Below are 26,444 nucleotides of genomic sequence, written 5' to 3'. Positions count from 1 at the left end.
CGACCCGCCGCAACGCTCAGCCATCGGCTCCCAGGGCCACCACCGGGCTGACCCGCGACGCCCGCCGGGCCGGCAGCACCCCGGCCAGCGCGGTCAGCGCGACCAGCGCCGCGAAGAGCCCGACCAGCGGCAGCACCGGCAGGGCCAGCGGCGCGTTGATCCCGAGCACCTGAACCGCCAACCAGGCGTACGGGACGCCGAGCAGCAGGCCGATGGTCGCCCCGATCACCCCGTACAGGCCGGACTCGACGGTCAGCATGCCGCCCAGGCCGGGCCGGGACAGGCCGACGGCGCGGAGCAACCCGGACTCGCGTATCCGCTCCACCACCGACAGCGCGGTCGTGGACCCCACCCCGACCACCGCGATCAGCACCGTCAGGCCGACCAGGCCGACGGCGATCCAGAGCAGGCTGTTCAACACCTCGTCGTTGCGGTCCCGCTCGTCGGCGAGCACCGCGAGGCCCACCCCGTCGCTGCCGCCGATCGCCTGCCGCAGCGCCTGCACCCCGGCGGTGCGGCCGTCCTCGCCGGAGCGGGCCGCGTCGGCCAGCAGACCGCTGTACGTCGGCGGCGCGCCCAGCCGGTCGAGGTCGGCGCGATCGGTGAGGATGCCCGCGTACAGGGGGCCGTGGTCGGGCAGGACGGCGGCCACGCGTACGTCGACGGTCTTCCCGCCGAGGGCGAGCGTCGTGGTGTCGCCGGCCCGCAGCCCGGCGTCCCGGGCGACCCAGCTGCCGAGCACGATCCGGCCGGGTCCACGGTCGGCCAGCGTGCCCTGCGCCACGTCCAGATCTTCGGTGGTCGGCAACGCCGGCAGGTCGAGGTCGATCGTCGGGTAACCGGACTCGGCGCTGCCGAGCCGGTCGCCGCCACGCATCAGCGCGACGCCGTCGACCCGCCGGTACGGCACCACCCGGGCCAGTGCCCCGCGTGCCGCCTGGGCCCGCGTCCCGACGGCGGCCGGCAGTGCCTCACCGTTGGTGACGGTGACCTCGAAGTCGGCCGGAGCGGACAGCGCCATCTCCCGGTCGGCCAGGACCCGCATGGACGCGCCGCCGATGACGACACCCGAGATGAGGGTCACGCCGAGCGCGACCACGACCGAGACCGCGGCGGCGCGGCGCGGCGTTCCCCCGATCCCGCCGACCGCCAGTCGGCCGAGCGGCCCGAGCTGGCGCAGCGGCCAACCGACCACGGCCAGCACCGGGCGCACCAGCAGCGGCCCGAGGGCGACCAGCGCGAAGAACGCCAGGGTGCCGGACCCGACGAGCAGGAGCAGACCCGGCATCGGGTCGTAGGACTCCTGATCGGGCGTCGGCAGCCGGCTCACCGTCGCGACGCCCGCCAGCACGGCGCCACCGGCCAGGAGCAGCCCGAACACGAGGCGCACGACCCCGATGCCGCGCCGGGCGGCGATGACACTCGCCACCCGCAGCGCCTCCAGCGGGGAGACCCGGGCGGCGGAGAACGCCGGCGCCAGAACCGCCAGGACGGTGAGGACCACGGCGCCGACCACCACCGCCGCGGCCGCCGTCAGTGGCACGCCCGGCGACGAGACCGCCTGTCCGGTGGCGCGCAGGACCGCCGGGAGGGCGTGCCCGGCAGCGAGGGCGGCGGCGACCCCGACGACGCCGGCGACCAGCCCGGTCAGGGCACCCTCGGCGACCAGCGCTGCCACCAGGGTGGCCCGGCCGGCGCCGACCGCCCGCAGCAGCGCCAGCTGCCGCATCCGCTGGGCGAACACGATGCGGAAGGTCGAGGTGACCACCAGCGCCGCGGCGATGACCGCCACCGCGACGAACATCCCGACCAGGGCGAACAGCCGCCCGACCTGCTCGGCCTCCGCGTCGGCCTCCACCTGGCGGACCTCGTCGCCGGTGCGCATCGGCAGGCCGGCCGGCAGCGCCGCGACCACCCGTTCCCGCACGACGTCCACCGACGCGCCGGGGGCGACCCGCACGTCGATGCGCTCCAGCGGGGTCAGGCCACCCCACGCGGTCACGACGCCGTCCGGGGCGTACGCGTTGAAGCCGCCGTCGGCGGGTGCCTCGACCAGGCCGGTGACGGTGAGCCGGGTGGGCGTGGTCAACTCACCGCCCGTGCCGCTGGTCACCGTGCCGATCGAGAGACCCAGCCGCTCGACGGTTCGCGGGCTGACCGCGATCTCGCCGGGAGCGTCGGGGTAGCTGCCCTGCAGCAGCCGGACCCTGGCCAGCGGACCGCTGCCGGGGTCGGCCTGCAGGTTGAGGTACCCCTCCCCGAGGGACACGCCGAGGGTCAGGCGGCCGACCGCCTCGGTGACGCCCGGCACGGCGCGGACGCGCTGCAACGCCGCCACGCTCGGCGGCGGCTGCTCCGGATCACCGATCACCAGGTCGGTGGCGCCGGCGGTGCCGCTGAGGTTGTCCAGCGCGGTCCGTTCGGTGATCTGCTGCGCCAGGATCGTGCCGAAGACGACGAACGACGCGACCAGGATGGCCAACCCGGTCAGGATCAACCGGCCGGGGCGTCGCGCCGCGGCGCTGACCTGGGTGCCCAGCACCGTCGCCCTCACGCGCGGGCCGCCAGATCGCGCAGCGCGTCGGTGACCGAACCCTGGTCCGGCTTGTCGATCTCGCCCGCGACCCGGCCGTCGGCGAGCAGCACCACCCGGTCGGCGTACGCGGCGGCGATCGGGTCGTGGGTGACCATGACGACGGTCTGGCCGAGGTCGCGGACCGAGTCACGCAGGATCGTGAGCACCTCCGCTCCGGAGCGGGAGTCGAGGTTACCGGTCGGCTCGTCGGCGAAGACCACCTCGGGACGCGACACCAGCGCCCGGGCCAGCGCCACCCTCTGCTGCTGGCCGCCGGACAGCTCGCTGGGCCGGTGCCCGAGCCGCTGGCCGAGCCCCAGCACGTCCACCAGGTGGGCGAGGAGGTCACTGTCGGGTTGCCGGCCGGCGAGGTCCAGCGGCAGGGTGATGTTCTGCACGGCGGTGAGCTGCGGCAGCAGGTTGAACGACTGGAAGACGAACCCGATCCGGTCCCGGCGTACCCGGGTCAGCGTCCGGTCCGACTGGCCCGTCAGCTCCGTCCCGCCGAGCAGGACCCGGCCGGAGGTGGCCGTGTCGAGGCCGGCGAGGCAGTGCATCAGCGTCGACTTGCCGGACCCGGAGGAGCCCATGATGGCGGTGAACTCGGCCCGGTCGAAGCCGACCGAGACCCCGTCCAGGGCACGGACCGCGGTGTCGCCGCTGCCGTACACCTTCACCAGGTCGACCGCGGCGACGGCGGCCTGGCTGGTTCCCGGCGGGGCATGGGTCTTCATTGTTCCTCCAGTGACTTCGACAGTGACCGGGAGAGCCTCGCCCCGCCGGGCCGGTGGCCGCATCGGCCCACGGTCGGGGATCGCAGGCGCCCGGTCTGTCTTTCGGCCGATCCGCCTCCACCGGGAGCCTGGCTACGCTGGGTCACGATGAACGCGCCGGGATTCTCGACATGGTGGGTACGCCTGGGCCAGCTCGCCGGTCTGGCGGCGATGGCCCTGCTCGGCCTCTTCGACCTGCGCTTCGGCCTGGCCAGCGGGATGAGTACGGCCTCCGCCCTGCTCCTCCTGGTGCGGGTGGGGCTGGCGATGTCGACCGCGCTGGTCTGGCTGCCCGTGCACCGGCAGGGCTCCCGCCTGTTGCCGGTGTCGGCGCTCCTGCTGGGCGCTGCCTCACTGGCCGTCACCGGCGGTATCGTCCTGCTGACCCGGGGTGGAGCGACGCCGATCGGCGGCACCTGGGGTCTTGCCGAGTCCGCGGGGTTGTTGGCGGTGGTCTTCGTGGTGGCCCGGCGGGGCTTTCCCCGGCTCGCGCCGTGGGCGGCGGTGGTCACCGCACTCGCCGCCGCCGCGCTGCCGCTGCGCGCCGGCACCGAGAACGTCTACGTGATCTTCGGGCTGCTCCAGGCACTCGCCGCGGCCGGCGCCGCCGCCGGCGGGATCTACCTGCGGGTGGTCGCGGCCGGGCGGGACCGGACGATCGCGCTGGTCCGGGCCGAGCAGCGCGCCGAGTTCGCACGCGACCTGCACGACTTCATCGCCCATCACGTGACCGGCATCGTGGTGCAGGCGCAGGGCGCCCGTTTCGTCGCCGAGCAGGACCCGCAGCGGGTGATCGTCGCTCTGGAACAGATCGAGCGCGCCGGCGCCGAGACGATGGCGTCGATGCGGCGGATGGTGGGTGTCCTGCGCAATCCGGACGCCCCGCCGGACGCGCCACTCGCGCCACTGGCCGGCGTGGCCGATCTGGCTCCGTTGCTCCAGGGCCACAACGGCGCGACGAACGCGCCAGCCCGGCTGCACGTCGACGGGCCGCTGGACGGGCTTCCGGTGGAGGTCTCGTCGTCGGCGTACCGGGTGGTGATGGAGGGGCTGACCAATGCCCGCCAGCACGCGCCGGACGCGCGGTCGGTGGACGTCTCCGTGCGCCGTACCCCGGACTGGCTGCTGATCCGGGTGGCCGACGACGGCACGGCACCGCGCACCGCGCCGGCCCGGGGGCACGGCTTCGGGTTGATCGGCCTCACCGAGCGGGTACGTGCCCTCGGCGGCACGATCACCGCCGGTCCCGGCATCGCCGGCGGCTGGGTGCTCGACGCGGCGCTGCCACTGCACGGGGTGGGGGTCCGATGATCCGGGTCCTGATCGCCGACGACCAGGCGATGGTGCGGACGGGTTTCAGCATGATCATCGGGGCGCAGCCGGACATCGAGGTGGTCGGCGAGGCCGCCGACGGGATCGCCGCCGTCGAGCTGGCCCGGCGCCTGCGCCCGGACGTGGTGCTGCTGGACATCCGGATGCCCCGCCTCGACGGCCTCGAGGCGCTGCGGCTGCTCGCCGGGCCCGGCGTCGCCGACCCGGTCAGGGTGGTCGTGGTGACGACGTTCGATCTCGACGAGTATGTGCACACGGCGCTGTCCAACGGCGCCTGCGGTTTCCTGCTCAAGGATTCCGGGCCGGCGCTGCTCGTGGAGGCGGTCCGCGCCGCCGTCTCCGGGGACGCGCTGATCAGCCCGTCCATCACGGTACGGCTGCTGGAGCACCTCAGCCCGCCCGCCCCGGCGCGGGACGACGCCGGCCTGTCCCCGCGCGAACTCGACGTCGTGAAGCTCGTCGCCCGGGGCCTGACCAACGCCGAGATCGCCACTCGGCTCTTCATCGCCGTCGGCACGGTCAAGACCCACCTGGCGAGCGTGCAGATGAAACTCCCGGCCCGGAACCGGGTCGAGATCGCCGCCTGGGCCTGGGAACGCCGTCTCGTCGGCTAGGTCGGACAGCCGGGCACGTATCCCCGGGGTGTGTGGTCGGGTCAGCGCCTTTGGAGCTGATGTCGTAAACGATTCGGCCGCACGGTCTGGTCGGGCGATGTCGCAGACGGTTCAGCTCCACAGGCAACGATCGGACCATCGCCCGCCGTCGGGGGTCTGGCGCGCCCGGCGACATCTTGCGACGCTGACTGTCGTGTATGACTACGACCTGGTGGTGCTGGGCTCCGGACCCGGTGGTCAGAAGGCGGCGATCGCCGCCGCGAAGCTCGGCAGGCGGGTCGGCATCGTGGACCGCCGCGACATGATCGGTGGGGTGTGCATCAACACCGGCACCGTGCCCTCCAAGACGCTGCGCGAGGCCGTGCTCTATCTGACCGGGCTGAGCCAGCGGGACCTCTATGGCAGCAGCTACCGGGTCAAGGAGGAGATCACGGTCAGCGACCTGGCCGCCCGGACCCAGCACGTGATCACCCGGCAGACCGACGTCATCCGCAACCAGCTCGCCCGCAACCGGGTCGCGATGATCACCGGCACCGGCCGGTTCGCCGACGCGCACGCCATCTGGGTCGACGGCGGTTCCGGGCGCGAGTCGAAGGTGACCTTCGACAAAATCATCATCGCCGCCGGCACCCGCCCGGCCCGCCCGGACAGCGTCGACTTCGACGACCGGACCATCGTGGACTCCGACGGCGTCATCAACCTCCAGGCCGTACCCCGCAGCATGGTCGTGGTCGGCGCCGGCGTGATCGGCATGGAGTACGCGTCCATGTTCGCCGCGCTCGGCACCAAGGTGACGGTGGTGGAACGACGCGACCGGATGCTCGACTTCTGCGACGAGGAGGTCGTCGAGTCGCTCAAGTACCACCTGCGCGACCTGTCCGTGGCGTTCCGCTTCGGCGAGGAGGTCGCCGCCGTGGAGAAGCACCAGACGGCGGCGCTGTGCATCCTGAAGAGCGGCAAGAAGATCGTCGCCGACACCGTCATGTACTCCGCCGGACGGCAGGGCCAGACCGACGACCTGGCCCTGGAGGCGGCCGGGCTGGAGGCGGACAGGCGCGGCCGGATCACGGTCGACGCCAACTACCGCACCCCGGTGGAGAACATCTACGCGGTCGGTGACGTGATCGGCTTCCCGGCGCTCGCGTCCACGTCGATGGAGCAGGGCCGACTGGCCGCGCAGCACGCCTGCGGCGAGCCCATCCGGGAGATGCACGGCCTGCAGCCCATCGGCATCTACACGATCCCGGAGATCAGCTTCGTCGGGCAGACGGAGGCGCAGCTCACCGACACGTCGACGCCGTTCGAGGTGGGCATCGCGCGCTACCGCGAGCTGGCCCGCGGCCAGATCGTGGGTGACTCGTACGGCATGTTGAAGCTGCTCGTCTCCCCCGACGACGGTCGACTGCTCGGCGTGCACGTGTTCGGCACGGCCGCCACGGAGATCGTCCACATCGGCCAGGCGGTCATCGGCTGTGGCGGCACGATCGACTACCTGGTCGACGCGGTGTTCAACTACCCGACGCTGGCCGAGGCGTACAAGGTGGCCGCCCTGGACGCGTCCAACAAGATCCGCAACATCACCCGCATCGACGGCTAGGCGTCGCGTGGTGTCAGTGCCCAGGACGGGCGCCAGGCCGTCTCGGGCAACGGTGTCAGGCTTGCGACGTGGTTGATGATCGCCCGAAGCCCCGGGTGCGGATTCGTTCTGGGGAGCATGAGCGAGAGCGGGTAGGCGAGCGTCGGGTTGACGATCGGGATGCGGCGCAGGTCGTGGTTCGTTGGCCAGATGTAGCGGTCGCGCGCGCCGACGAGGGTGGCCACGTCGGCGGAGTCCGCGAGGGCGTCGAGGAGCACCTCGTTGCCGAAGTTCGGGCCTGCCGCGTCGATGCGGAGGTCGAAGGCGGTGGCGAGCTGATCGTAGAACTCTCCCCATTCGCTGCGGGGCACGATGCCCGGCACCCAGATCCGGAGCCTGCGCAGCTGCGGTGGTGTCAGTGTTCGCGCGGAGGCGAGCGGATGCCGGGGGCCGACGAGGAGTTCCAGCGGGGAGTCGAAGGCGTGGATCATCCGCACGTCGCGCGGCAGCGTGGCCGGATCGGTGACGGTGCGGAACGAGGCGTCGACATCGCCTGCCTGGACGGCGGCGGCCGCCACGTGCGGGTCGTCGACCCGGAGGGTCACCACGTCGAGGTTGGTTTCGGGATGTGACCGCCAGTAGTCGTGCAGAACGACGGCCTGCGCGCTGCGCAGGCCCAGAACGTCGATCCGCAGGGCTCGCGAGCCCGGCCGGACCGCGGTGACGGCGCGATCGACGCCCGCGACGATGCTCCGGGCGTGTGGGAGGAACGCCTGGCCGTCGAGCGTCAGCTCGACCCCTCGGGCGGTACGGGTGAACAGGCGAACCCCCAGCTCGCGCTCCAGGGCGGCGATCCGCTTCGAGACCGCCTGTTGTGTCACGCCCAACTCGTCGGCCGCGTGTTGCAACTGGCCGAACTCGGCCGCCCGGACGAACGACCGCACTGCCTCGGTGTCCACCGGTCGAGCATATGCCCGCCCAACTGATGGTTGTGGCTCGCCGACTGCCGGTTGTTTGATCCCGCTCCCGTCCATCGGATGTGATCCAGCGGCCCACACATCGGTTGTCGCGGAGGGGTCGGGTGCACGTGAGACTGGGGTCCAGTTTCGGCTTGCTGTGGTCGGCGTACGCCGTCAGCACCTACGGCACGTGGATAGCCTTCGGAGCGCTGCCGCTCATCGCGGTTCGGGTGCTGCACTCGTCGGCGTTCGCGGTCTCGCTCCTGGAGGCGGCCGGGCTTGCCGTCGCGGCGATCATCGCGTTCCCGCTCGGGCCGTGGGTCGAGCACCGGTCCAAGCGTCCGGTGATGATCGCGATGGACCTGGCCCGGTTCGTCGCGATGGCGAGCATTCCGCTCGCGTACGGCCTCGGCGTGCTGTCCTACGGCCACCTGCTGGTCGTCTCGGTCGTGTCCGGAACCGCGGGCATCGCCTTCACGGCCGCATCCGGCGCGTACCTGAAACACCTCGTCCGCGGCGAGAACCTCCTGGTCGCGAACGGGAGATTCGAGGGCACGAGCTGGGTGGCGACCGCGGCCGGGCCACCCCTCGGCGGCGCGCTCATCGGGCTGCTCGGCCCGGTCGTCACCATCATGGCCGACGCTCTCAGCTACCTGCTGTCGGCGCTCGCCGTCCTGCGCATCCGCGGAGGCGACGTCGCAACACCCCGCGACCCGACCACCGGATTGCGCGCAGCCGACCTTCTCGGCGGCTGGCGGTTCATCCTCCACGACCGGGCACTCCGGCGCCTGCTCCTCAACTCGATCCTGGTCGGCGGCCTGATCATGGCCACCCTGCCGCTCCTGGCCGTCCTCCTGCTGGGCGAATACCACTTCCCGGCCTGGCAGTACGGTCTCGCCTTCGGCATCCCGGCACTCGGCGGCTTCGTGGGCGCCCGCCTCTCCGCACGCCTCGTGCGACGCTACGGCCGGTACCGGGTCATGACCCTCTCGGGCTGGCTCCGATCGCTCTTCCCGCTCGGCCTCACGTTCGTCCATCCCGGTTTCACCGGACTCCTCACCGTCATCATCGTCGAGGGTCTGCTGATCACCTGCATGGGCGTCTTCAACCCGATCCACGCCACCGAACGCCTGCGACGGACTCCCGCCGACCATGCCGCCCGGGTGCTCAGCGCGTGGAGTGTCAGCAGCAGACTCGTGCAGGCCACCCTCGTGGTGATCTGGGGCTTCCTCGCCACACTGACCAGCCCTCTCGCCGCGATCGCCATCTCCGGGGTTCTCCTCCTCGCCACCCCGCTCCTGCTGCCCAGACGGACGCACCTGGTCGATCCCGAGCCCGCCCTGTCGGCCGAACCCGTCCCGGCCGCATGACGCGCCGCAACGTCCGGGCCGTCCGGTTGTGGGCTTCGACGTATCTCCATATAGTGCTGCCGTAACCGGTTCCGGACCGACAGGAACGGATCGAGGAGCATGGCCAACGGTCGACTGACAGCCAGGGAGATCGCCCGCCTGGCCGGCGTGTCCGTCGCGACGGTCTCCCGCGTCTCCAACGGCACCGGGCAGGTCTCCGAGGAGACCCGCCGCCGGGTGCTGCGAGCCATCGAGGAGCACGGGTACCGTCCACACCACCTCGGGCAGGCACTGGCCGCCCGTCGCCACGGCGCCGTGGGACTGGTCTTCCCGGGGCTGTCCGGCCCATACTTCTCCGAGCTGATCCAGGGCTTCGAGTCGGAGGCCGTGAACGCCCGCACCAGCGTGCACATCCTCTGCACCCACCTGCGCGCCGACTCCGACGCCGAGGTGATCGAGATGGCGCACCGGGTCGACGGCCTGGCCGTCCTCGGTGGCACCCTCTCCGACGAGACGTTGGAGGAGCTGGCCGGCATGCTCCCGGTCGTGGTCCTGGCCGGTGGAGGACCACCCGGCGTGCCGGCCGTACGGGTCGAGAACACCGACTCGACGACGGCCCTCACCCGACACCTGCTGGTCGACCACGCCCTGCGCCGACTCGACTTCGTCGGCAACCCGAGCGGGTCGCCCGACGTGAGCGAACGCTGGGCGGGCTTCCGCGAGGCACACCGGCAACTGGGGCTGCCGCTGCCCCGCGCGCCGATCCGCGTCGGGTTGCAACAGCCCGACGGGGTCTTCGCCGCCGAACAGCTGCTACGCCGGAGCATCCGCCCGCAGGGCATCGTCTGCGCCAACGACGAGACCGCCCTCGGCGTGCTCGTCGGCGCCACCGGTCACGGGCTCCGGGTGCCGCAGGATCTCGTGATCACCGGCTTCGACGACACCCCCATGGCGGCTCTCGTCACCCCCGGGCTGACGACCGTACGGCAGCCGGTGCGCGAGCTGGCCGCGCAGACCGCGCGGCTGCTGATGCAGGTGGCCACCGGCACCGCCGACCGCACCGGGCCGACGCTGGTGCTGCCGACCGAGCTTGTCCTCCGGGGCAGCTGCGGCTGCGCGGCGACCACCACGCCCGGCTCCAGACAAGGAATCGCCATGACCGGCCTCACGTGAGGAGCCTCCCCGTGCGATCCACCACCCGTCTCACCCGCGCGCTCGCGATGGCCGTGTCCGTCGGACTGGTCCTCGCCGCCGCACCGGCCGCCTCCGCCGCCCCCGCTCCGGACTCCCCTGCGGCCCGCAGGGCCGTTCTGATGACGTACGCCGCCGACACGTGGCGCTCGTTCGCCGCGATGGTCGACCCCGACACCGGCCTGGTCGCCGACAGCATCGGCGGTGACCTCGACCCGGCCGACCGGTCGCCCTACACCTCGCCGACGAACATCGGCGCGTACCTCTGGAGCACCGTCGCCGCCCGGGAGACCGGCCTCATCAGTGCCGCCGAGGCGCGCTCGCGCATCGCCCGGACGCTGCGGACGCTGGCCGGCCTGGAGATCCACGAGGCCTCCGGGATGTACTACAACTGGTACGACCCCTCGACCGGCCAGAAGCTGACCACCTGGCCCGTCGACGGAGGCGCGGTGCACCCCTTCCTGTCCAGCGTGGACAACGGCTGGCTGGCGATCGCCCTGACGGTCGTCAGGGACCAGGTGCCGCAGGTGGCCACGCAGGCCGACGCGCTGCTGCGGCGGATGGACTTCGGCTACTACTACAACCCGGCGGAGCGACAGATCCGTGGTGGCTTCTGGGTCGACCCGCCGCCGGGATGCGCCGTCGCCGGCAACTACCGGGGTGGCCCCGACGTCCACTACACGTGCCACCACTACGGCGCCTTCAACGCCGAGCCGCGCATCGCCAGCTACCTGGGCATCGCCGCCGGCCAGATACCGCCCGAGCACTACTTCGGCACAGTCCGCACCTTCGCGCCGGAGGGCTGCGACTGGTCGTGGTCCGAGCAGCGGGGCGTCGGTGAGTGGCGCACCTACCTCGGGGTGCGGGTGTTCGAGGGCGCCTACCGCTACCGGGGGATGCAGCTGGTGCCGACCTGGGGTGGGTCGATGTTCGAGGCGCTCATGGTCCCGCTGTTCGTGCCCGAGGAGCGGTGGGGACCGCGCAGTTGGGCGATCAACCACCCGACGTACGTGCGCGCGCAGATCGAGCACGGGCTGCGCGAGGCCGGCTACGGATACTGGGGGTTCTCGCCGTCGAACAACCCGGCCGGGGGTTACCGGGAGTACGGCGTGGACGCGATCGGGATGGACGCCGCGGGCTACACCTCCGACCAGCAGCGGACGACTGTCGACGCCGGCTACGGCGAGTGCCGGCCGGCGCAGCCGGCGCCCACCTCGTACGGCGACGGTGTGGTGACCCCGCACGCCTCGTTCCTCGCGTTGCGTTATGCCGAGGACCAGTCGCTGCGTAACCTCGCCAACCTCCGGCGCGACTTCGACGCGTACGGCCCCGGCGGCTTCTACGACGCTGTGGACGTCGGCACCGGGCAGGTGTCCAGGCGTTACCTGTCGTTGGACCAGGGGATGGTCATGGCGGCGCTGGGCAATGTGCTCGCCCACGACGTGCTGCGCGAGCCGTTCAGCAAGGGAGCCATGCGGCAGCGTGTGGCGCCGCTGATGCGGATGGAGCAGTTCTCCCTGCCCCGTCGGCAGAACGGCTGACACCGCCGGGCGGTGGTCTCGCGATGACGGCGGGCGACGCTCGCCGGCGTCGTGCGACCGACCCGGCCGGACCGCTCCGGTAGGCGAAAAAGTCACGACTCTCCTGGCGCAACCATCGCAGAAACCGGTTACAGTGCTCGGACCGGACCACACGACACACCTGGAGGTGCCCCGGTGACGAGCGCAAGCGACCACCAGCCGGCCGACGCCCGATCCGACTGGGAGGCCCGCATCGCGCTGCGCAGCGATGAGGAGGGCACAACGAGCGGAACCCCGCGTCTCGCCCCGCCGGGTGACCTGGTGGCCACCGCCGGGGTCGGTCACGTTCGACTGTCCTGGTCTCCCGTCGCCGGCGCCGTCGGCTACCTGGTGCACCGGCAACCGCTGCGCGACGGCGTACCGGTCGGTGAACCCGCTCCCATCGACCACCTCGGCGGCGACGTCCTCTCGGTGCCCGACACCTGGTACGTCGACACCACCGGCGAGCCCGCCCAGCCGTACGCCTACGCGGTGGCCGCCGTTCCCGAGGTCACCGTCACGGGCCCGCTCGGCGCCCCGGTCCACGCCGCCTCGCTGCCGCCCGGCGACGACGCCCCGACCGTCGCGCTCCGGGTCGACGCCGCCGCCGAGGGCGTGCCGCTGCCCCGACCGTGGCAGCCGATGATCGGCAGCGAGCGACTGTCCCAGCTGCTCTGCACGGACACCTCCGGCGGCCGGGAGATCGGCGCCGAACTGTTCGCCGCGCTGCGTCGCATCCGCGACGAGGTCGGCGTGGAGTCGGTCCGCGCGCATGCGATCCTCCACGACGACCTCGCCGTCTACCGTGAGGTCGACGGCGAGCCGGTGATCGACTTCACCGGCGTGGACCGCGTGTACGACCTGATCCTCTCCATCGGCCTGCGACCGGTCGTCGAGATCGGCTTCATGCCCCGCGACCTGGCCAGCGACCCGGAGCGGACCGTCTTCCAGTACCGCGGCGTCATCTCCCCGCCGAAGGACTGGCAGCGCTGGGCCGAGCTGGTGCGGGCGCTTGTGGCACACCTGCTCGAGCGGTACGGCGAGACGGTGCTGACCTGGGACTTCGAGGTGTGGAACGAGGCCAACCTGGAGGTCTTCTGGTCCGGCACCCGCGAGGAGTGGATGCGGCTCTACGACGTCACCGCACAGGCCGTCAAGGACGTCGACCCCCGCATTCCGGTCGGCGGGCCCTCGTCGGCCGCCGCCGGCTGGGTGGACGCCCTGCTGGAGCACGCCACCCGCTCGGGCGCACCCGTCGACTTCGTCTCCACCCACACCTATGGCAGCCCACCTTTGGACCTCCGGCCCACACTGCACCGGCTGGGCTTCCCCGACGCGCGGATCCTGTGGACCGAGTGGGGCGTCACGCCCACCCACTTCCACCCGGTCAACGACGGCACCTCTGCGGCGACGTTCCTGCTCAGCGGCATGCGCTCGGCCGCCGGCCGGGTCGACGCACTCTCCTACTGGGTGGCCAGCGACCACTTCGAGGAGCTGGGCCGTCCGCCCCGGCTGCTGCACGGCGGCTTCGGTCTGATCACCGTCGGCGGCATCGCCAAGCCTCGCTACCACGCCCTGCGGATGCTCGCGCAGCTCGGCGAGACCGAGCTGAGCGTCGATGCCTCCGGAGACGGTGCCGACGGGCTGGTGCAGAGCTGGGCGAGCCGGCGCGCCGACGGCAGCCTCGCCATCCTGGTCTGGGCCTCCACCCTCGACCAGTCCAAGCGCGACGGCGACCCGGCGCTGGCCCGGCACATCCGGTTGGCCGTCGAGGGTGCCGACGGTCGCACGGTGACGGTGACCCGGCTCGACCGCGAGCACGGCGACGTCACCACGCTGGCGCAGCGGCTCGGCGTGACGGACTGGCCCGCCGACCAGCAGTGGGACGCCCTGCGCGCGGCCGACTCGCTGCCGGTGGAGAAGGTCGACACCCGGGTCAGGGCCGGGGCGGCGGTGGTGGAGCTGCACCTGCCCCAGCCGGGAGCCGTGTTGGTCGAGGTCGCCGGGAGCTGAGCGGTGACCTCCCCCACCGCGTCGCCTGCCGGCGGCGTGCCACCGGCAGACGACGCGTCGGACGGGCCGCGCGTCCGGGCCGGTCGCGGTCACCTGAGCATCGACTGGGACCGGGTGCCCGGTGCCGCCGGATACCTGGTGCACCGCGCCGACGGCGACGGTCCGTACCAGGTGGTCGACCATCGGGGCGGTGACCTGCTGGCGGTGCCCGACCCGCCGTACACCGACACCACCGTCGAACCCGGACGGGCGGTGCGGTACGCGGTGCGCCCGGTGTTCGACGCCGACCGGCCCGACGACGCCCCCCTCGGGCCACCGTCCGGGCCGGCCGCGGCGCTGGCCGACGGCGACGGCACGGTCGAGGTGACCGTCGACGCCGCCCGTCAGCTCGGGCCGGTGCACCGCCCGTGGCGCGACATGATCGGCTCCGAACACCTGAGCCTGCTGCTCAGCACCGACCGGGTCGGCGGCGAGGAGATGGGCGGCGGACTCGCCGCCGCGCTCGAACGGGTGCACCGCGAACTGGGCGTCGAACGGGTCCGGGCGCACGGCATCCTCGGCGACGACCTCGGCGTCTACCGCGAGGTCGACGGCCAGCCGGCGCACGACTTCGCCGGCATCGACCGGGTGCTGGACGCCCTGGCGCCGACCGGGCTGCGGCCGGTGCTGGAGCTGTCGTTCACTCCCCGGGCGCTGGCGCGCGACCCCTCGCGGGTGGTGACCGACGCGGGCGTGTCGAGTCCACCCCGCGACTGGGACCGGTGGGCGGCCCTGGTCGGGGACCTGGTCCGGCACCTGCGGTCACGGGTCGGCGACGCCGAGCTGCGCCGCTGGGCCGTGGAGGTGTGGAACGAGCCCGACCTGGACTGCTTCTGGACCGGCAGCCGGGAGGACTACCTGCGGATGTACGACGTGACCGCCCACGCCGTGCGGGAGGCGTGCCCCGGCCTGCCCGTCGGCGGACCGGCGACCGCGGCGACGAAGTGGATCGAGCCGTTCCTCGACCACGTCGACGTCTCCCGCGCCCCACTGGACTTCCTCTCCACGCACGTCTACGGCAGCCCGCCGCTGGACCTGCGCCCGGCGCTGGCCCGGCACGGTCGGGCCGGTACGCCGCTGCTCTGGACCGAGTGGGGCCCCTCCCCCACCCACTTCGCGCCGGTCAACGATTCGGTGCTCTCGGCGGCCTTCGTGGCCACCGGCATGCAGGAGGCGGCCGGCCGGGTCGCGTCGCTCGCCTGCTGGGTGGCCAGCGACCACTTCGAGGAGCTGGGCCGGCCTCCCGCGCTGCTGCACGGCGGGTTCGGGCTGCTCTCGGTGGGCAACCTGGCCAAGCCCCGGTTCTGGGCGCTGTGGATGCTGGAACGACTGGCGCCGGCGCAGCTCGCCGCCCGGCTCGACGGCGACGGCGCGGGCAGCCTCGTCCGGGTCTGGCCGTCGGTGGACCCGCGGACCGGCCGGGTCGCCGTGGTGCTCTGGAACGGGACCCTGGACCAGGGGGTGCTCGACCGCCCCGACCAGCGCGACCGGCTGCACCGGTCGGTCCGGCTGCGCGTCGACGGGTTGCCGCACGACGCGTACGAGCTGCGGCACCGGCGACTCGACGAGCAGACCTCGAACCTCTCCGCCACCGCGCGGCGGCTCGGCGTCGACGGCTGGCCGACCGCCGGGCAGTGGGCCGCCCTGCGGGCCGCCGACCGTCTCGCCGACGCGACCGAGCCGGTGACCGTCACGCCGGAACACGGCACGGTCGGGTTGCCGGTGACCCTGCCCATGCCGTCCATCTCCCTGCTGGAGCTGACCCCGCGATGACCGACGCCGGACCGTGGTGGCGCGAGGCCGTCACCTACGAGGTCTACCTGCGCTCCTTCGCCGACGCCGACGGTGACGGCCTCGGCGACCTGGCCGGCGCGCGGTCCCGGTTGCCCTACCTGGCCGGTCTCGGCGTGGACGCGGTCTGGCTGACGCCGTTCTATCCGAGCCCCGACCACGACGCCGGCTACGACGTGTCCGACCACCGGGCGGTGGACCCGCGCCTGGGCACCCTCGACGAGCTGGACCGGCTGATCGCCGACGCGCACCGCCTCGGCCTGCGGGTGGTGGTCGACCTGGTGCTCAACCACGTCGCCAGCACCCATCCGTGGTTCGTCGCGGCCCGCGCGGCCGGCCCCGGCTCCCCGCAGCGGGACCGGTTCCACGTCCGGCCCGGCCGGGGCGTCGCCGGGGAGCTGCCGCCGAACGGCTGGCGGTCCATCTTCGGCGGTTCGGCGTGGGCGCCGTTCGGTGACGGCGAGTGGTACCTGCACCTGTTCGACGTCGAGCAACCCGACCTGCGCCACGATCACCCCGAGGTGGCCGCGGACGCGACGGCGACGCTGCGGTTCTGGCTGGACCGGGGGGTCGACGGGATGCGCTTCGACGCCGCCGGATCGCTGGTGAAGGACCCGGCCTATCCGGAGCTGCCCGACGGCTGGCGGGCCGGTGACGCGTCGCCCTACAGCGACCGCGACGAGGTGCACGACATCTACCGCCGGTGGGCGCGGCAGCTCGCCGCGTACCCGGGTGACCGGCTCGGCGTGGCCGAGACCTGGGGCGGGCCGGAGGTGATCGGGCCGTATCTGCGCCCGGACGAGTTGGGGCAGGCGTTCGCGATGGACCCGCTCTACTGGCCGCTGCGCCCGGAACCCTGGCGGGCGGGGGTGGACGCGCTGCTCGCCACCACCACCCGGCACGGCCGTCTGCCGGCCTGGGTGCACGGCAGCCACGACGTGAGCCGGGCGGCGCAGCGGTGGGGCCGCGACGGCGCTCGGGCCGTCCTGCTGCTGATGCTCGCGCTGCCCGGCGCGGTCTACCTCTACGCCGGTGACGAGCTGGGCCTTCCCGAGGTGGCCCTGGCCGACGACGAGATCCGCGACCCGGTGTTCCGCCGATCCGCCGGCGCCGAGCGGGGCCGCGACGGTGCCCGGGTGCCGCTGCCCTGGACCGGGCAGCGGGCACCGTACGGCTTCGGGCCGGTCGGGTCGACGCCGTGGCTGCCCCAGCCGGCCGGCTGGGGTGACCTCTCGGTGGCCCGGCAGGCTGACGACCCGACCTCGACGCTGGCACTGACCCGGGCGGCGGTGTCGCTGCGCGGGACGTGCTGGCGCGGTCGGCCGGCGGAGGTGTCCTGGCTGGACGCTCCCGCCGACTGTCTCGCCTTCCGACGCGGCGCCGACGGGCCGACGTGCCTGGTCAACCTCGGCGACGTCCCGGTCGACTGGCGACCGTACGGAGCGCGGGCGCTGCTGGCCAGCGCTCCAACGGACGGTACGAGGCTGCCCGGCCGGTCAACCGCCTGGCTGGGCTGACCGCACCACCGACGCGTCGCCGGAGCGCTTCGCCGGGGCGAACGGGTTGGGGATCGAGTCGAGCAGCAGCCGCGTGTAGTCGTCCCGGGCCGCCCCGATCACGTCCCGGGTCGGGCCCCGCTCCACCAGCACACCCTGGTTGAGCACCAGCACCTCGTCGGCGAGCAGCCGGGCGCTGAGCAGGTCGTGGGTGATGTAGAGCATGGCGAGCCGCCGGTTGCGGACCAGCTCACCGAGCAACTCCAGGATCTCGGCGCGGATCGAGACGTCCAGCATCGAGATCGGCTCGTCGGCGATGAGCACCTGCGGGTCGGGGGCGAGTGCCCGGGCGGTCACCACCCGCTGGCGCTGCCCGCCGGAGAGCTGGTGCGGCAGCTTGTCGAGGAACTGCCCGGCCGGGGCGAGCCCCACACTCTCCAGCAGTTGCGCCGAACGCTCCCGGATCGCGGTGCCGCGCAGGCCGGCGAAGTTGACCAGCGGGCGGGACAGGGCGTACGCGACCGTCCGGGTCGGGTTGAGGGCGCTGAACGGGTCCTGGAAGACCATCTGCACGTGCCTGCGGTAGTCCACCAGGGCCCGTCCGCGCAGCCGGTCCACGCGGACGGTGGGACCGGAGCCGCCCTCGAAGCGCACCTCGCCGGAGCTGGGGCGCTCCACGCCGGTGACGAGGCGGGCGATCGTCGACTTGCCGCTGCCGCTCTGCCCCACCAGGGCCGTGACCCGACCCGGGTGCAGCGTGAACGACACGTCGCGTACGGCGTCCGTGGTGCTGGTGCGCAGTCCGCGTCGGGTGGTGTAGCGCTTGCTGACCTGGTCGACGGAGAGAACGGCCTCGGCCACCACGTCGGGGGTGCCGCCGGGGTCGGTCAGCGCACCGGTGGCCGGGAAGTGGCTGCCGATCGTGGCGGCGGCGTCCGCCGCGCCCAGCCGCACCACCGGCAGCCGGTCCTCCTGGGCGACCAGGCAACGGACCAGCCCGCCGCGCTCGGGCAGCAGCTCGGGATGGACCTCCCGGCAGGCGTCCTCGGCGTGCGGGCAGCGTGGCGTGAACAGGCAGCCGCGGTGCGGCCGGGACAGATCCGGCGGGCGGCCCGGGATGTAGGTGACCTGCACGTCGGGCAGACGCGGGTCGGCGTACGAGCCGAGCAGCCCCCGCGTGTAGGGGTGCCTTGGTTCGTGCAGCATCCCCGCCGCGGTGCGGTTCTCGACGATCTCGCCGCCGTACATCACCATCACCCGGTCGGCCATCTCCAGCACCGTGCCCAGGTCGTGGCTGATGAACAGCACGGCGAAGCCCAGCTCGCGCCGCAGCTCGGCCAGCCGGGTGAGGATGCTGCGCTGCACGACCACGTCCAGCCCGGTGGTCGGCTCGTCGAGGACCACCAGTTTGGGGCGCAGGGCGAGCGCGAGGGCCAGCGCCACCCGCTGCTTCATGCCGCCGGAGAGTTCGTGCGGGTACGCCCGGAGCACGTGCCGGTCGAGCGAGACCAGCTCGAGCAGCTCGGTCGCCCGCGCGGTGACGTCGCCGGGGATCCTGTGCGCGGCGAACGTGTCGGCGAACTGCGCCTGCACCCGGATGACGGGGTTGAGCGAGTTCATGCTGCTCTGGAAGACCGTGGACAGGTCGGTCCAGCGCAGGGCGCGCAGCTCGTCCTCGCTGGCGGTCGTCACGTCGACGCCGTCGAACACGACCCGACCGCCGCTGATCCTCGCCGGTGGGGAGAGCAGCCGCAGGACGGCGTTGCCCAGGGTGGACTTGCCGCAGCCGGACTCCCCCAGCAACCCGACGAACTCGCCCTCGTCGATGTCGAACGTGACGTCGTGCACGGCACGGTTGGCCGGCAGGTCGCGCGGCGTGTACGTGACGGACAGGTTCTCCACCTGGAGCAGAGTCATCTCAATCCTCCCGGAGGTGGGGGTTGCTCAGCGCGTCGATGCCGAAGTTGATCAGCGTGAACGAGGTGATCAGCAGCGACAGCGCGAGGCCGGGGGCGATCAGCCAGGCCCACTGCCCGGTGAGCAGGGCTCCACCGAGGCTGGCCTGGTTGAGCATGGTGCCCCAGCTGACGGTCTGCGGGTCGCCGAGCCCGAGGAAGGCCAGGCCCGCCTCGCCGCCGATCGCGCCGAGCGCCGCGCCCATGAAACCGACCACGATCAGCGAGGTCATGTTGGGCACGATCTCCCGGGCGATGATCCGGGCGGTGCCGTCGCCGGCGAACCGGGCCGCGGTGATGTAGTCGCGGGTGCGCAGCGTGATGATCTGGGACCGCTTGATCCGGGCGCCGTACGCCCAGCCGGTCACGCTGATCACCGCGATGATCAGCCAGAGGCCACGGACCGGCGCGTACGCGGCCAGCGTCACCATCAGCGGCAACGCCGGCACCACCAGGCCGAGGTTGATCAGGAAGGAGAGCACCTCGTCGACCCAGCCCTGCAGGTAGCCGGCGGTCAGCCCGATGACCAGCCCGATCAGGGTGGAGAGCAGCCCGGCGGCGAGCCCGACGATCAGCGAGGTGCGGGCGCCGACGATCAGTTGGGAGAAGACGTCCTCCCCCTGGGCGGTGGTGCCGAGCCAGTGCCCGCCGGTGGGGGCCAGCGATGTGGGGAAGTCGTCGCCGCGCGGGTCGTACGGCGCGATCAGCGGGGCGAGGAGCGCCACCAGGACGAACGCGCCCAACATCAGCAGACCGATCCGGCACTTCCCGTTGCGCCACAGGATGACGAACCAGCCGGGCAGCCGGCTGTGCCGGGCCTGCTCGGTGGCGGCCACCTGGAGACCCTCGGTGTCGGCGCCCGGCGCCGGTACGGCGGGAGCGGGGGTGCTCATGACAGCTCCTCGGTCCGGTCGGTCATGCCGTCTCCGCCTTTCGGACCCGGGGGTCGAGGAACCCGTACAGCAGGTCGGCGAGGAAGTTCGCCACCAGCACCCCGACCGTGGTGAACAGGAAGATCGCCTGCATCAGCGGGTAGTCCCGGCTGGACACCGACTCCAGCAGCAGCCGGCCCATACCCGGATAGTTGAAGACCGTCTCGACGAGCACGGTGCCGCCGAGGACGCTGCCCAGCGCGATGGCGAAGCCCGTGACGTTGGGCAGGATCGCGATCCGTGCCCCGTAGGTGAGCGCGATGCGCCGGCGGGGCAGACCGCGGGCGACGGCGAGCCGGGCGTGGTCCTCGCCGAGGCTCTGCACCATGTTGTTGCGCATCCCGATGATCCAGCCGATCGGGCCGGTGATCAGCAGTGCGACGGCGGGCAGCACGCTGTGCTGGAAGGCGTCGGAGATGAAGATCCAGCTCCAACCGGGACTGCTGCCGCCGCCGTAGCCGCCGCGCTCGGGAAACCAGCGCAGGGTGATCGCGAAGACGTAGATGAGCAGCAGGGCGAGCCAGAAGAAGGGCAGCGTGCCGAGGAAGGTCGAGCCGAGGGTGATGACCGAGTCGACCCGGCTGTTGCGGCGGTACGCGGCCCAGGTGCCCAGCAACGTGCCGACGATGAACGAGATGATCTGCGTGACCCCGACCAGGATCACCGTCCACGGGAGCGCCTGCCCGATCATGTGGGTGACGCTGTAGGGAAAGTACGTGTAGGACACGCCGAAGTCGCCCTGGACGACCGCGCCGAGGTACTGCAGGTACTGCTCGAAGAGGTTGCCGTCGGGTGTGCCGAGCATGATCCGGATGGCCTGGAGCTGCGCCGGGTCGATGCTCTCGCTCTGCCCGGCGAGCCGCGACACGATCGCCTCGGCCGGGTCGCCGGGTTGCAGCCGGGGAATCAGGAAGTTGAGCGTGACGGCGGCCCAGAGGGTGCCGATGAAGAACAGGAAGCGTCGGGCGAAGTAGGCCACCGGGGCCTTCCCTTCCGGGGGACGGGTCGGCCGGCGCGCGGGGGACGCGCCGGCCGGCCATCGGCTTACTTGGTGGTGGTCCCGGCGGGCTGCAGAGAGGTGATGATGAGCAGGTTGTCGCTGGGTGCGGCGTACGGGTTCTGCTCGTTCGGCCAGCCGGTCGCCTTCGCGGTGCGGTACTGGAACCACTTCGCCCCGTACCAGAGCGGGATCACCGGCACCTGCTCGGTCATCACGGTGGTCAGGCCGGCGACCGCTGCCTTCTGAGTCGCCTCGTCGGTGGCGGTGCGCAGGGTGGTGATGAGCTCGTCGGTGCGCGGGTCGTTCCACCGGACGAAGTTGCTGACGGCCTTCTTGCCGATCGGTGCGGACTGGTCGCTGCCCAGCGGCTCCTGGAAGTTACGGAACATGTTGCAGCTACCGCCGTGCACGCCGAGCACGGCGTCGTAGTTGCCGATGGCCCGGTCGTTCTCGTACGCCTCGGGGGTCGGCGTCTCGGCGCGGACGGTGAAGCCGAGCGCGTTGAGGTTGGCCACGATGATCCGCTGCGCCTGCACCCAGTCGGTCCAGGCGCCGGGCACCCGGAAGCTGAAGGCGATCGGCTTGCCGTCCTTGCCGATGCGCTTGCCGGCGCCGTTCTTCGGGTAGCCGGCGGCGGTCAGTTCGGCGTCGGCCCTGGCCGGGTCGTAGTCGGCCACGCCCTGGTTGGGCAGGTCCTTGGGCAGCCACTGCGCCTGCCCCGGCACCACGAGGCCGGTCTGGCTGGCCGGCTTCACGTAGCCGAGCTGCGCCTTGTCGACGATCTCCTGCCGGTTGAACGCGGGCACCAGGGCCTTACGGAACGCGGTGTCGTTGAAGGGCGCCCTGGTCAGGTTCAGGTAGACGCTGATCGAGCCACCGGAGGGATACCAGTACTTGTTGTTCTCCGGGTCACGGTCCACGTACGCCTTCTTGATGTCCGGGACGAACATGGCGTTGCTGTCGTACTCGCCGCGGCTGAGCTTGAGCTGGTCGATCTGGCCACCGCCGTCGGCCTTGTGGAACCGCAGTTCGTCGACCTTGACCTTGTCGGCCTGCCAGTAGCTGGCGTTGCGGCCGAGCGTCAACTGCTGCGGGTTGAAGGCCTTCACGGTGAACGGTCCGGTGCCGACGGGCTTCTCGGCGTTGGTGAAGGTGACCGGGTCGGCCACGGTGGACCAGACGTGCTTCGGCACGATCTTGATCTCGCCGAACAGGGTGAGCGCCGACGCGCCGGGCTGGGTGAACCGCATCGTCACGGTCTGCGGGTCGGTGGTCTCGACCGCACTGAGGTAGCGCCAGATCCCCTTGGTGTCCAACGCCTTGTGCTGCTTGAGCATCTCGTAGGTGAAGGTGACGTCGTCGGCGGTGAACGGCTTGCCGTCGTTCCACCGCACCCCGTCGCGGAGTTTCCAGACCAGGGTCTGCGGGTCGGTCCACGTCCACTGGGTGGCGAGCCAGGGCTTGGCCTGGCAGCCGTAGCTGTCGTAGGCGATGAGCTGCTCGAAGACGTACTCGGTGGCGCCGAGACGGGTGGCGTCCAGGTACGGGTTGTAGTTGGCCTGCGGGTTGCTGCCGCCGCCGAAGTCGCCGTAGTCGAGGAACCCGATGCGGCCGTCGGTGCCGGGGCCGGAGGCGGACTCCGTGCCGGTGCAACCGGTTACCGCCAGTGCCAACGCCGCTGCCAGGGCGGCCGTCCGGATGAGCTTGGATCTCTTCACTTGCCGGTACCTCCAGTGGGGGTGCCCGTCGGGCAGCCGCAACTGCGGCGCACGACGAGCTCGGTGGGGAGGACGATGCTGTCCGGCGCGGGGGCGTCGGGGGTGCTGGCGGCCCGGAGGATCAGCCGGGCGGCCTCGGCCGCCAGTTCTCGCACCGGTTGCCGGACGGTGGTGAGTGGAGGAGAGACGAGCGCGGCCATGGGCGCGTCGTCGAATCCGGTGATGACCAGGTCCTGGGGCACCCGCAGGCCCCGGCCGAGGGCGCCCACGAGGGCGCCGAGGGCGATCTCGTCGTTGGCGCAGACGATGGCGTCCGGGGGCCGGCGGTCGCGCAGCAACTGCTCGGCGGCGAGCACCCCGTCGGGCTGTTGCATGCTGACCCGGACCGGTTCGCCGGGCGGGGTGAGCCCCAGTTCCCGGTGGGCGGCGAGGAAGCCGGCCCACCGTTGGCTGACGTCGGGCGACCCCTCGGGGGTGCCCACGAAGGCCAGGTCGCGCAGGCCGTGTTCGGTGAGCAGGTGAGAGGTCAGTCGACCCATGGCCGTGGCGTTGTCCACGCCCACCGAGGGCACCGCGTCGCGACCCTGGCCGGCCAGGACGACCACCGGGACCAGGTCGGCGAGCCGGAGCAGCGCCGCCTCCGAGATGGTGCCGCCCATGACGGCGATGCCGTCGACCCGGCGGGCCATCTCCAGCACCTGGGCGTCGGAGTCCTCCCTGAGGTGCGTGCAGAGGATGTGCACGCTGGCGCGGGCCGGCACCGCCTCGGACTCGAAGCCCTGGATGAGCTCGCTGAAGTAGGGGCCGGACAGGCCCGGGAAGACCAGGCCGAGCGCGCCGTGCCGGCGGGCGGCGAGCGCGCGGCCCAGGTGGTCGGGTTGGTAGCCGTGCAACTCGATCGCGTCGAGGACCCGCTGCCGCAGCTCCGCCGACACCTGGCCGGTGCCGTTGGAGACGCGGGAGACGGTGGCGACGGACACGCCGGCCAGCCGGGCGATCTCCCGAACCGTGACGCGACTGTTGCCCATGGCCCCCTCGATCCGTAACGTGCGGTTAACAGAAACCGGTTTCAGGCACCATAAGCAGGCTCGTGGCAGATCACAAGAGGACAGCCCGAGATGCCCGCCGAGAGGATGAGACAGGTCTTATGTCCGAAGTGTTACTCCAGAACCGCAGGATCGTCGTCGACGGTCGCCCCCGACTGCTGCTCGCCGGAGAGGTGCACTATTTCCGGCTGGCCAGGGCGGACTGGGCCGACCGACTCGACCGGCTGCGCGAGGCCGGCGCCGACACGGTGGCCACCTACGTCCCGTGGCTCTGGCACGAGCTGCCGGACGGCACGGTGGACCTCACGGGGCGTACACACGAGCAGCGGGACCTGGCCGGCTTCCTGGACCTGGCCCACGAGCGGGGCCTGCACGCGGTGGTCCGGCCCGGGCCGTTCGTCATGGCCGAGATCAAGAACGAGGGCATCCCCTACCGGGTGTACGACGAGCACCCGCACCTGCTGCCGACCACCTGGGACGGAACGCCGATCGAGACCCGCACCGTCGACTACCTCGCGCCGGAGTTCCTCGCCGCCGTCGAGGGCTGGTACGCCGAGGTGATGCCCCTGATCGCCGAGCGGCTGGCCGGGCGGGGTGGACCGGTGATCGCCGTCCAGCTGGACAACGAGATCGGCATGCTCTCGTGGGTGACCAACTCCCCCGACCTCACCGACCTGCTCTGCGAGGACCAGCGCCGGTGGGCGGTGCAGCGGTACGGCAAGGAGGTCGCCGCCGAGCGTGTCGGTGCCGACGCGGGCGACCCGGCGGCCTGGGCCGCGGCGTTGCGCACGCCGACCGAACAGCGGTCCCTGACCGTGCACGACGACCTGGGTCGTTACATGCGTGACCGGTACCGACGCTACGTGGCCGCACTGCGCGCCAGCGCCGAGCGGCACGGGGTGCGCGGGGTGCCGTTCCTCATCAACGTGCACGGCACCGGCGGCGGACGCGGCCGGACCTTCCCGATCGGGATCAGCCAGCTCTTCGAGTCCTACCGCGGCCAGCCGCAGATGACCTCCGGCTCCGACTACTACCTCGGCGACCTCACCGTCACCAACGTCGCCGACCTGTACGTGAGCAACGCGTTCCTGGCCGCCGTGCACGACGCCGACCAGCCGTTGACCTCGCTGGAGTTCGAGGCCGGCAACGGCGACTACGGCGAGGACCTGTCCACGCTCTACCCGCCGGAGGCGATGGAGCTCAAGACCCGGCTCTGCGTGGCGCAGGGCAACCGACTGCTCAACCTCTACCTCTTCGCCGGCGGGTACAACCCACCCCTGGCGCAGCCGGTCGGCGACGGCAACGACCGGATCGCCTTCACCGGCGAGCGACACGGCTTCGCCGCACCGGTCGGCCCGGAAGGGCAGCTCAACCCGACCTTCGACGCCGTGAAGCGCGCACTGCACACGGTGCGTGGGGTCGCCGACCTGCTCGCCGACTCCGACGAGGAGAACGACGGGTTGGCACTCGGCTTCGTCCCCGACCACTACCTGACCGAGTACCACCACCCGGCCTCGCCATCGCGTGCCGAGCAGGTCGCCGACCTGGAACGGTTCCGGGGCATGGGTCCCCGCGACGTGCTGGCCCGGTCGCTGCTCCTGGCCGGGTTCTCGTTCCCGGCGCTGGATCTGCAGTCGGCCGGCCCCACCACCGGTGTGATCGCCCTGGCCAGCGCCGCGACGCTGGGGCGCGACGTGCAGCAGCGTCTGGTCGCCCACGTGCGCGACGGCGGCGGGCTGCTGCTGCACGGGGTGCTGCCGGAGCGCGACCACGACGGCACGCCCTGCACGCTGCTGGCCGACGCGCTGGGGCTCACCGTCACCGGACGGGTCGAGGGCGGGCCACACCACTTCCCGTCCGTCGTCGGGCACGGGTGGGCGGCGGGCCGCCCGGAGGTGCGGGTCGGCTACGCCCAACGACTCGCCGGCGGAAGCGCCGAGCCGATCCTCACCGAGGTCGGCTCCGGCGAGCCGTGCGCCGTCGAGGTGACGCTCGGCACCGGCCGGGCCGTGGTGGTCGCCGCCGACCTGCCGAGCGATCTCGGCTTCTGGCGTGCCGCCCTGGAGAGGCTGGGCGTACGCCCGCGGCTCGATCCCCGGGCCGACGCACCCGGCCTGGTGCTGACCTCCACGGTGGACCCGGCCGGACAGCGGCTGCTGCACCTGGTCAACGTGGCGCCGTCGGCCGTGACGGTGGCGTTGAGCTGGCACGGCGAGCCGGTGCTGGGCGGCCGACGGCTGCGGGTGCCGGCCCGCTCGGGCCTGATGCTGCCCTACGGGATCCGGGTCGGGGACGCGACGCTGGTGGAGACGACGTGCGAGCTTGTCGGCGCCGACGGCGACGCGGTGCTGCTGCGCCCCACTCAGGGCGAGGACGTCGTGGTGTTCGCCACCGCACGGCCGGTCACCGCGAGCCGTGGGGTGGTGACGGCGCAGGACGGGCGGGTCACCGTGCGCCTGCCCGGCGTCCCGACCGATGAGCCGGTCCGGATCAGCCTCGGCTGACCGCCGCTCCGACCTGAGTGGG

The 26,444-nt window shown here is 72.5% G+C and carries 18 protein-coding genes; 10 read left to right on the top strand and 8 right to left on the bottom strand.

Annotated elements, in window-relative coordinates; translation table 11 throughout:
- Positions 1 to 16: 16 nt before the first annotated feature.
- Positions 17 to 2,554, bottom strand: a complete 2,538-nt coding sequence (locus M8C17_RS05830) for an FtsX-like permease family protein (RefSeq protein ID WP_252415348.1) — start codon at positions 2,552 to 2,554, stop codon at positions 17 to 19.
- Positions 2,551 to 3,309 (bottom strand): ABC transporter ATP-binding protein, encoded by a 759-nt coding sequence (locus tag M8C17_RS05825; protein WP_252415347.1) that lies wholly within the window; start codon positions 3,307 to 3,309, stop codon positions 2,551 to 2,553. Before M8C17_RS05825 ends, M8C17_RS05830 begins: the two co-directional genes overlap by 4 nt.
- 147 nt (positions 3,310 to 3,456) lie before the next feature.
- Between M8C17_RS05825 and M8C17_RS05820 the strand changes: the two genes are divergently transcribed.
- From M8C17_RS05820 to sthA, 3 genes are all read left to right on the top strand, one after another.
- Positions 3,457 to 4,659 (top strand): sensor histidine kinase, encoded by a 1,203-nt coding sequence (locus M8C17_RS05820; RefSeq protein ID WP_252415346.1) that lies wholly within the window; start codon positions 3,457 to 3,459, stop codon positions 4,657 to 4,659.
- Positions 4,656 to 5,294: a response regulator transcription factor gene (locus M8C17_RS05815; protein ID WP_252415345.1), complete on the top strand. Its 639-nt coding sequence runs from the start codon at positions 4,656 to 4,658 to the stop codon at positions 5,292 to 5,294. Before M8C17_RS05820 ends, M8C17_RS05815 begins: the two co-directional genes overlap by 4 nt.
- Positions 5,295 to 5,487: 193 nt before the next feature.
- Positions 5,488 to 6,891: a Si-specific NAD(P)(+) transhydrogenase gene (sthA, locus tag M8C17_RS05810; protein ID WP_252415344.1), complete on the top strand. Its 1,404-nt coding sequence runs from the start codon at positions 5,488 to 5,490 to the stop codon at positions 6,889 to 6,891.
- Here sthA and M8C17_RS05805 read toward each other — a convergent pair.
- Complete coding sequence (locus M8C17_RS05805; protein WP_252415343.1) at positions 6,888 to 7,829, bottom strand: LysR family transcriptional regulator; 942 nt, start codon at positions 7,827 to 7,829, stop codon at positions 6,888 to 6,890. The genes sthA and M8C17_RS05805 overlap by 4 nt on opposite strands.
- Positions 7,830 to 7,951: 122 nt before the next feature.
- Here M8C17_RS05805 and M8C17_RS05800 point away from each other — a divergent pair, with 122 nt between their 5' ends.
- The 6 genes from M8C17_RS05800 to M8C17_RS05775 all read left to right on the top strand — a co-directional run bounded on the left by M8C17_RS05800 (position 7,952) and on the right by M8C17_RS05775 (position 17,288).
- Positions 7,952 to 9,199, top strand: coding sequence for an MFS transporter (locus tag M8C17_RS05800; RefSeq protein WP_252415342.1), 1,248 nt, complete (start codon positions 7,952 to 7,954; stop codon positions 9,197 to 9,199).
- Positions 9,200 to 9,298: 99 nt separating this feature from the next.
- The gene (locus M8C17_RS05795; protein ID WP_252415341.1) at positions 9,299 to 10,351 is read left to right on the top strand and encodes a LacI family DNA-binding transcriptional regulator; all 1,053 of its coding nucleotides are present in this window, start codon (positions 9,299 to 9,301) and stop codon (positions 10,349 to 10,351) included.
- A gap of 11 nt (positions 10,352 to 10,362) precedes the next feature.
- Positions 10,363 to 11,910 (top strand): glucoamylase family protein, encoded by a 1,548-nt coding sequence (locus tag M8C17_RS05790; RefSeq protein WP_252415340.1) that lies wholly within the window; start codon positions 10,363 to 10,365, stop codon positions 11,908 to 11,910.
- A 174-nt stretch (positions 11,911 to 12,084) separates the two neighbouring features.
- A complete protein-coding gene (locus tag M8C17_RS05785; RefSeq protein WP_252415339.1) occupies positions 12,085 to 13,941 on the top strand; it encodes a xylan 1,4-beta-xylosidase in 1,857 nt (618 codons plus the stop codon).
- 3 nt (positions 13,942 to 13,944) lie between these two features.
- Positions 13,945 to 15,753 (top strand): xylan 1,4-beta-xylosidase, encoded by a 1,809-nt coding sequence (locus M8C17_RS32115; RefSeq protein WP_252415338.1) that lies wholly within the window; start codon positions 13,945 to 13,947, stop codon positions 15,751 to 15,753.
- Complete coding sequence (locus tag M8C17_RS05775; protein ID WP_252415337.1) at positions 15,750 to 17,288, top strand: alpha-amylase family glycosyl hydrolase; 1,539 nt, start codon at positions 15,750 to 15,752, stop codon at positions 17,286 to 17,288. Before M8C17_RS32115 ends, M8C17_RS05775 begins: the two co-directional genes overlap by 4 nt.
- Here M8C17_RS05775 and M8C17_RS05770 read toward each other — a convergent pair.
- The 5 genes from M8C17_RS05770 to M8C17_RS05750 all read right to left on the bottom strand — a co-directional run bounded on the left by M8C17_RS05770 (position 17,268) and on the right by M8C17_RS05750 (position 23,900).
- On the bottom strand, positions 17,268 to 19,184 hold the full coding sequence (locus M8C17_RS05770) for an ABC transporter ATP-binding protein (protein ID WP_252415336.1): 1,917 nt from the start codon (positions 19,182 to 19,184) through the stop codon (positions 17,268 to 17,270). The genes M8C17_RS05775 and M8C17_RS05770 overlap by 21 nt on opposite strands.
- Position 19,185: 1 nt before the next feature.
- Positions 19,186 to 20,115, bottom strand: a complete 930-nt coding sequence (locus tag M8C17_RS05765) for an ABC transporter permease (RefSeq protein ID WP_252415335.1) — start codon at positions 20,113 to 20,115, stop codon at positions 19,186 to 19,188.
- A 22-nt stretch (positions 20,116 to 20,137) separates the two neighbouring features.
- Positions 20,138 to 21,133, bottom strand: coding sequence for an ABC transporter permease (locus tag M8C17_RS05760; protein ID WP_252415334.1), 996 nt, complete (start codon positions 21,131 to 21,133; stop codon positions 20,138 to 20,140).
- Between the two features lie 65 nt (positions 21,134 to 21,198).
- On the bottom strand, positions 21,199 to 22,872 hold the full coding sequence (locus M8C17_RS05755) for an ABC transporter substrate-binding protein (RefSeq protein ID WP_252415333.1): 1,674 nt from the start codon (positions 22,870 to 22,872) through the stop codon (positions 21,199 to 21,201).
- Positions 22,869 to 23,900: a LacI family DNA-binding transcriptional regulator gene (locus tag M8C17_RS05750; protein WP_252415332.1), complete on the bottom strand. Its 1,032-nt coding sequence runs from the start codon at positions 23,898 to 23,900 to the stop codon at positions 22,869 to 22,871. The genes M8C17_RS05755 and M8C17_RS05750 overlap by 4 nt, the downstream gene beginning before the upstream one ends.
- 119 nt (positions 23,901 to 24,019) lie before the next feature.
- Between M8C17_RS05750 and M8C17_RS05745 the strand changes: the two genes are divergently transcribed.
- Positions 24,020 to 26,422 carry a beta-galactosidase gene (locus tag M8C17_RS05745; protein ID WP_252415331.1) on the top strand — a complete coding sequence of 801 codons (2,403 nt, stop codon included), beginning with the start codon at positions 24,020 to 24,022 and terminating at the stop codon, positions 26,420 to 26,422.
- Positions 26,423 to 26,444 lie beyond the last annotated feature (22 nt).

The sequence above is a fragment of the Micromonospora sp. RHAY321 genome (assembly GCF_023896955.1).
In the GTDB taxonomy this organism is placed as follows: domain Bacteria; phylum Actinomycetota; class Actinomycetes; order Mycobacteriales; family Micromonosporaceae; genus Micromonospora.
The sequence above is the reverse complement of the archived record's forward strand: the minus strand, read 5'-3'. Positions and strand labels throughout refer to the sequence as shown.

Coding starts and splice junctions, on each gene's coding strand:
- M8C17_RS05770 (WP_252415336.1), bottom strand. CDS start 19,184: ATGACTCTGCTCCAGGTGGAGAACCTGTCCGTCACGTACACGCCGCGC.
- M8C17_RS05795 (WP_252415341.1), top strand. CDS start 9,299: ATGGCCAACGGTCGACTGACAGCCAGGGAGATCGCCCGCCTGGCCGGC.
- M8C17_RS05815 (WP_252415345.1), top strand. CDS start 4,656: ATGATCCGGGTCCTGATCGCCGACGACCAGGCGATGGTGCGGACGGGT.
- M8C17_RS05750 (WP_252415332.1), bottom strand. CDS start 23,900: ATGGGCAACAGTCGCGTCACGGTTCGGGAGATCGCCCGGCTGGCCGGC.
- M8C17_RS05825 (WP_252415347.1), bottom strand. CDS start 3,309: ATGAAGACCCATGCCCCGCCGGGAACCAGCCAGGCCGCCGTCGCCGCG.
- M8C17_RS05775 (WP_252415337.1), top strand. CDS start 15,750: ATGACCGACGCCGGACCGTGGTGGCGCGAGGCCGTCACCTACGAGGTC.
- M8C17_RS05745 (WP_252415331.1), top strand. CDS start 24,020: ATGTCCGAAGTGTTACTCCAGAACCGCAGGATCGTCGTCGACGGTCGC.
- M8C17_RS05820 (WP_252415346.1), top strand. CDS start 3,457: ATGAACGCGCCGGGATTCTCGACATGGTGGGTACGCCTGGGCCAGCTC.
- M8C17_RS05765 (WP_252415335.1), bottom strand. CDS start 20,115: ATGAGCACCCCCGCTCCCGCCGTACCGGCGCCGGGCGCCGACACCGAG.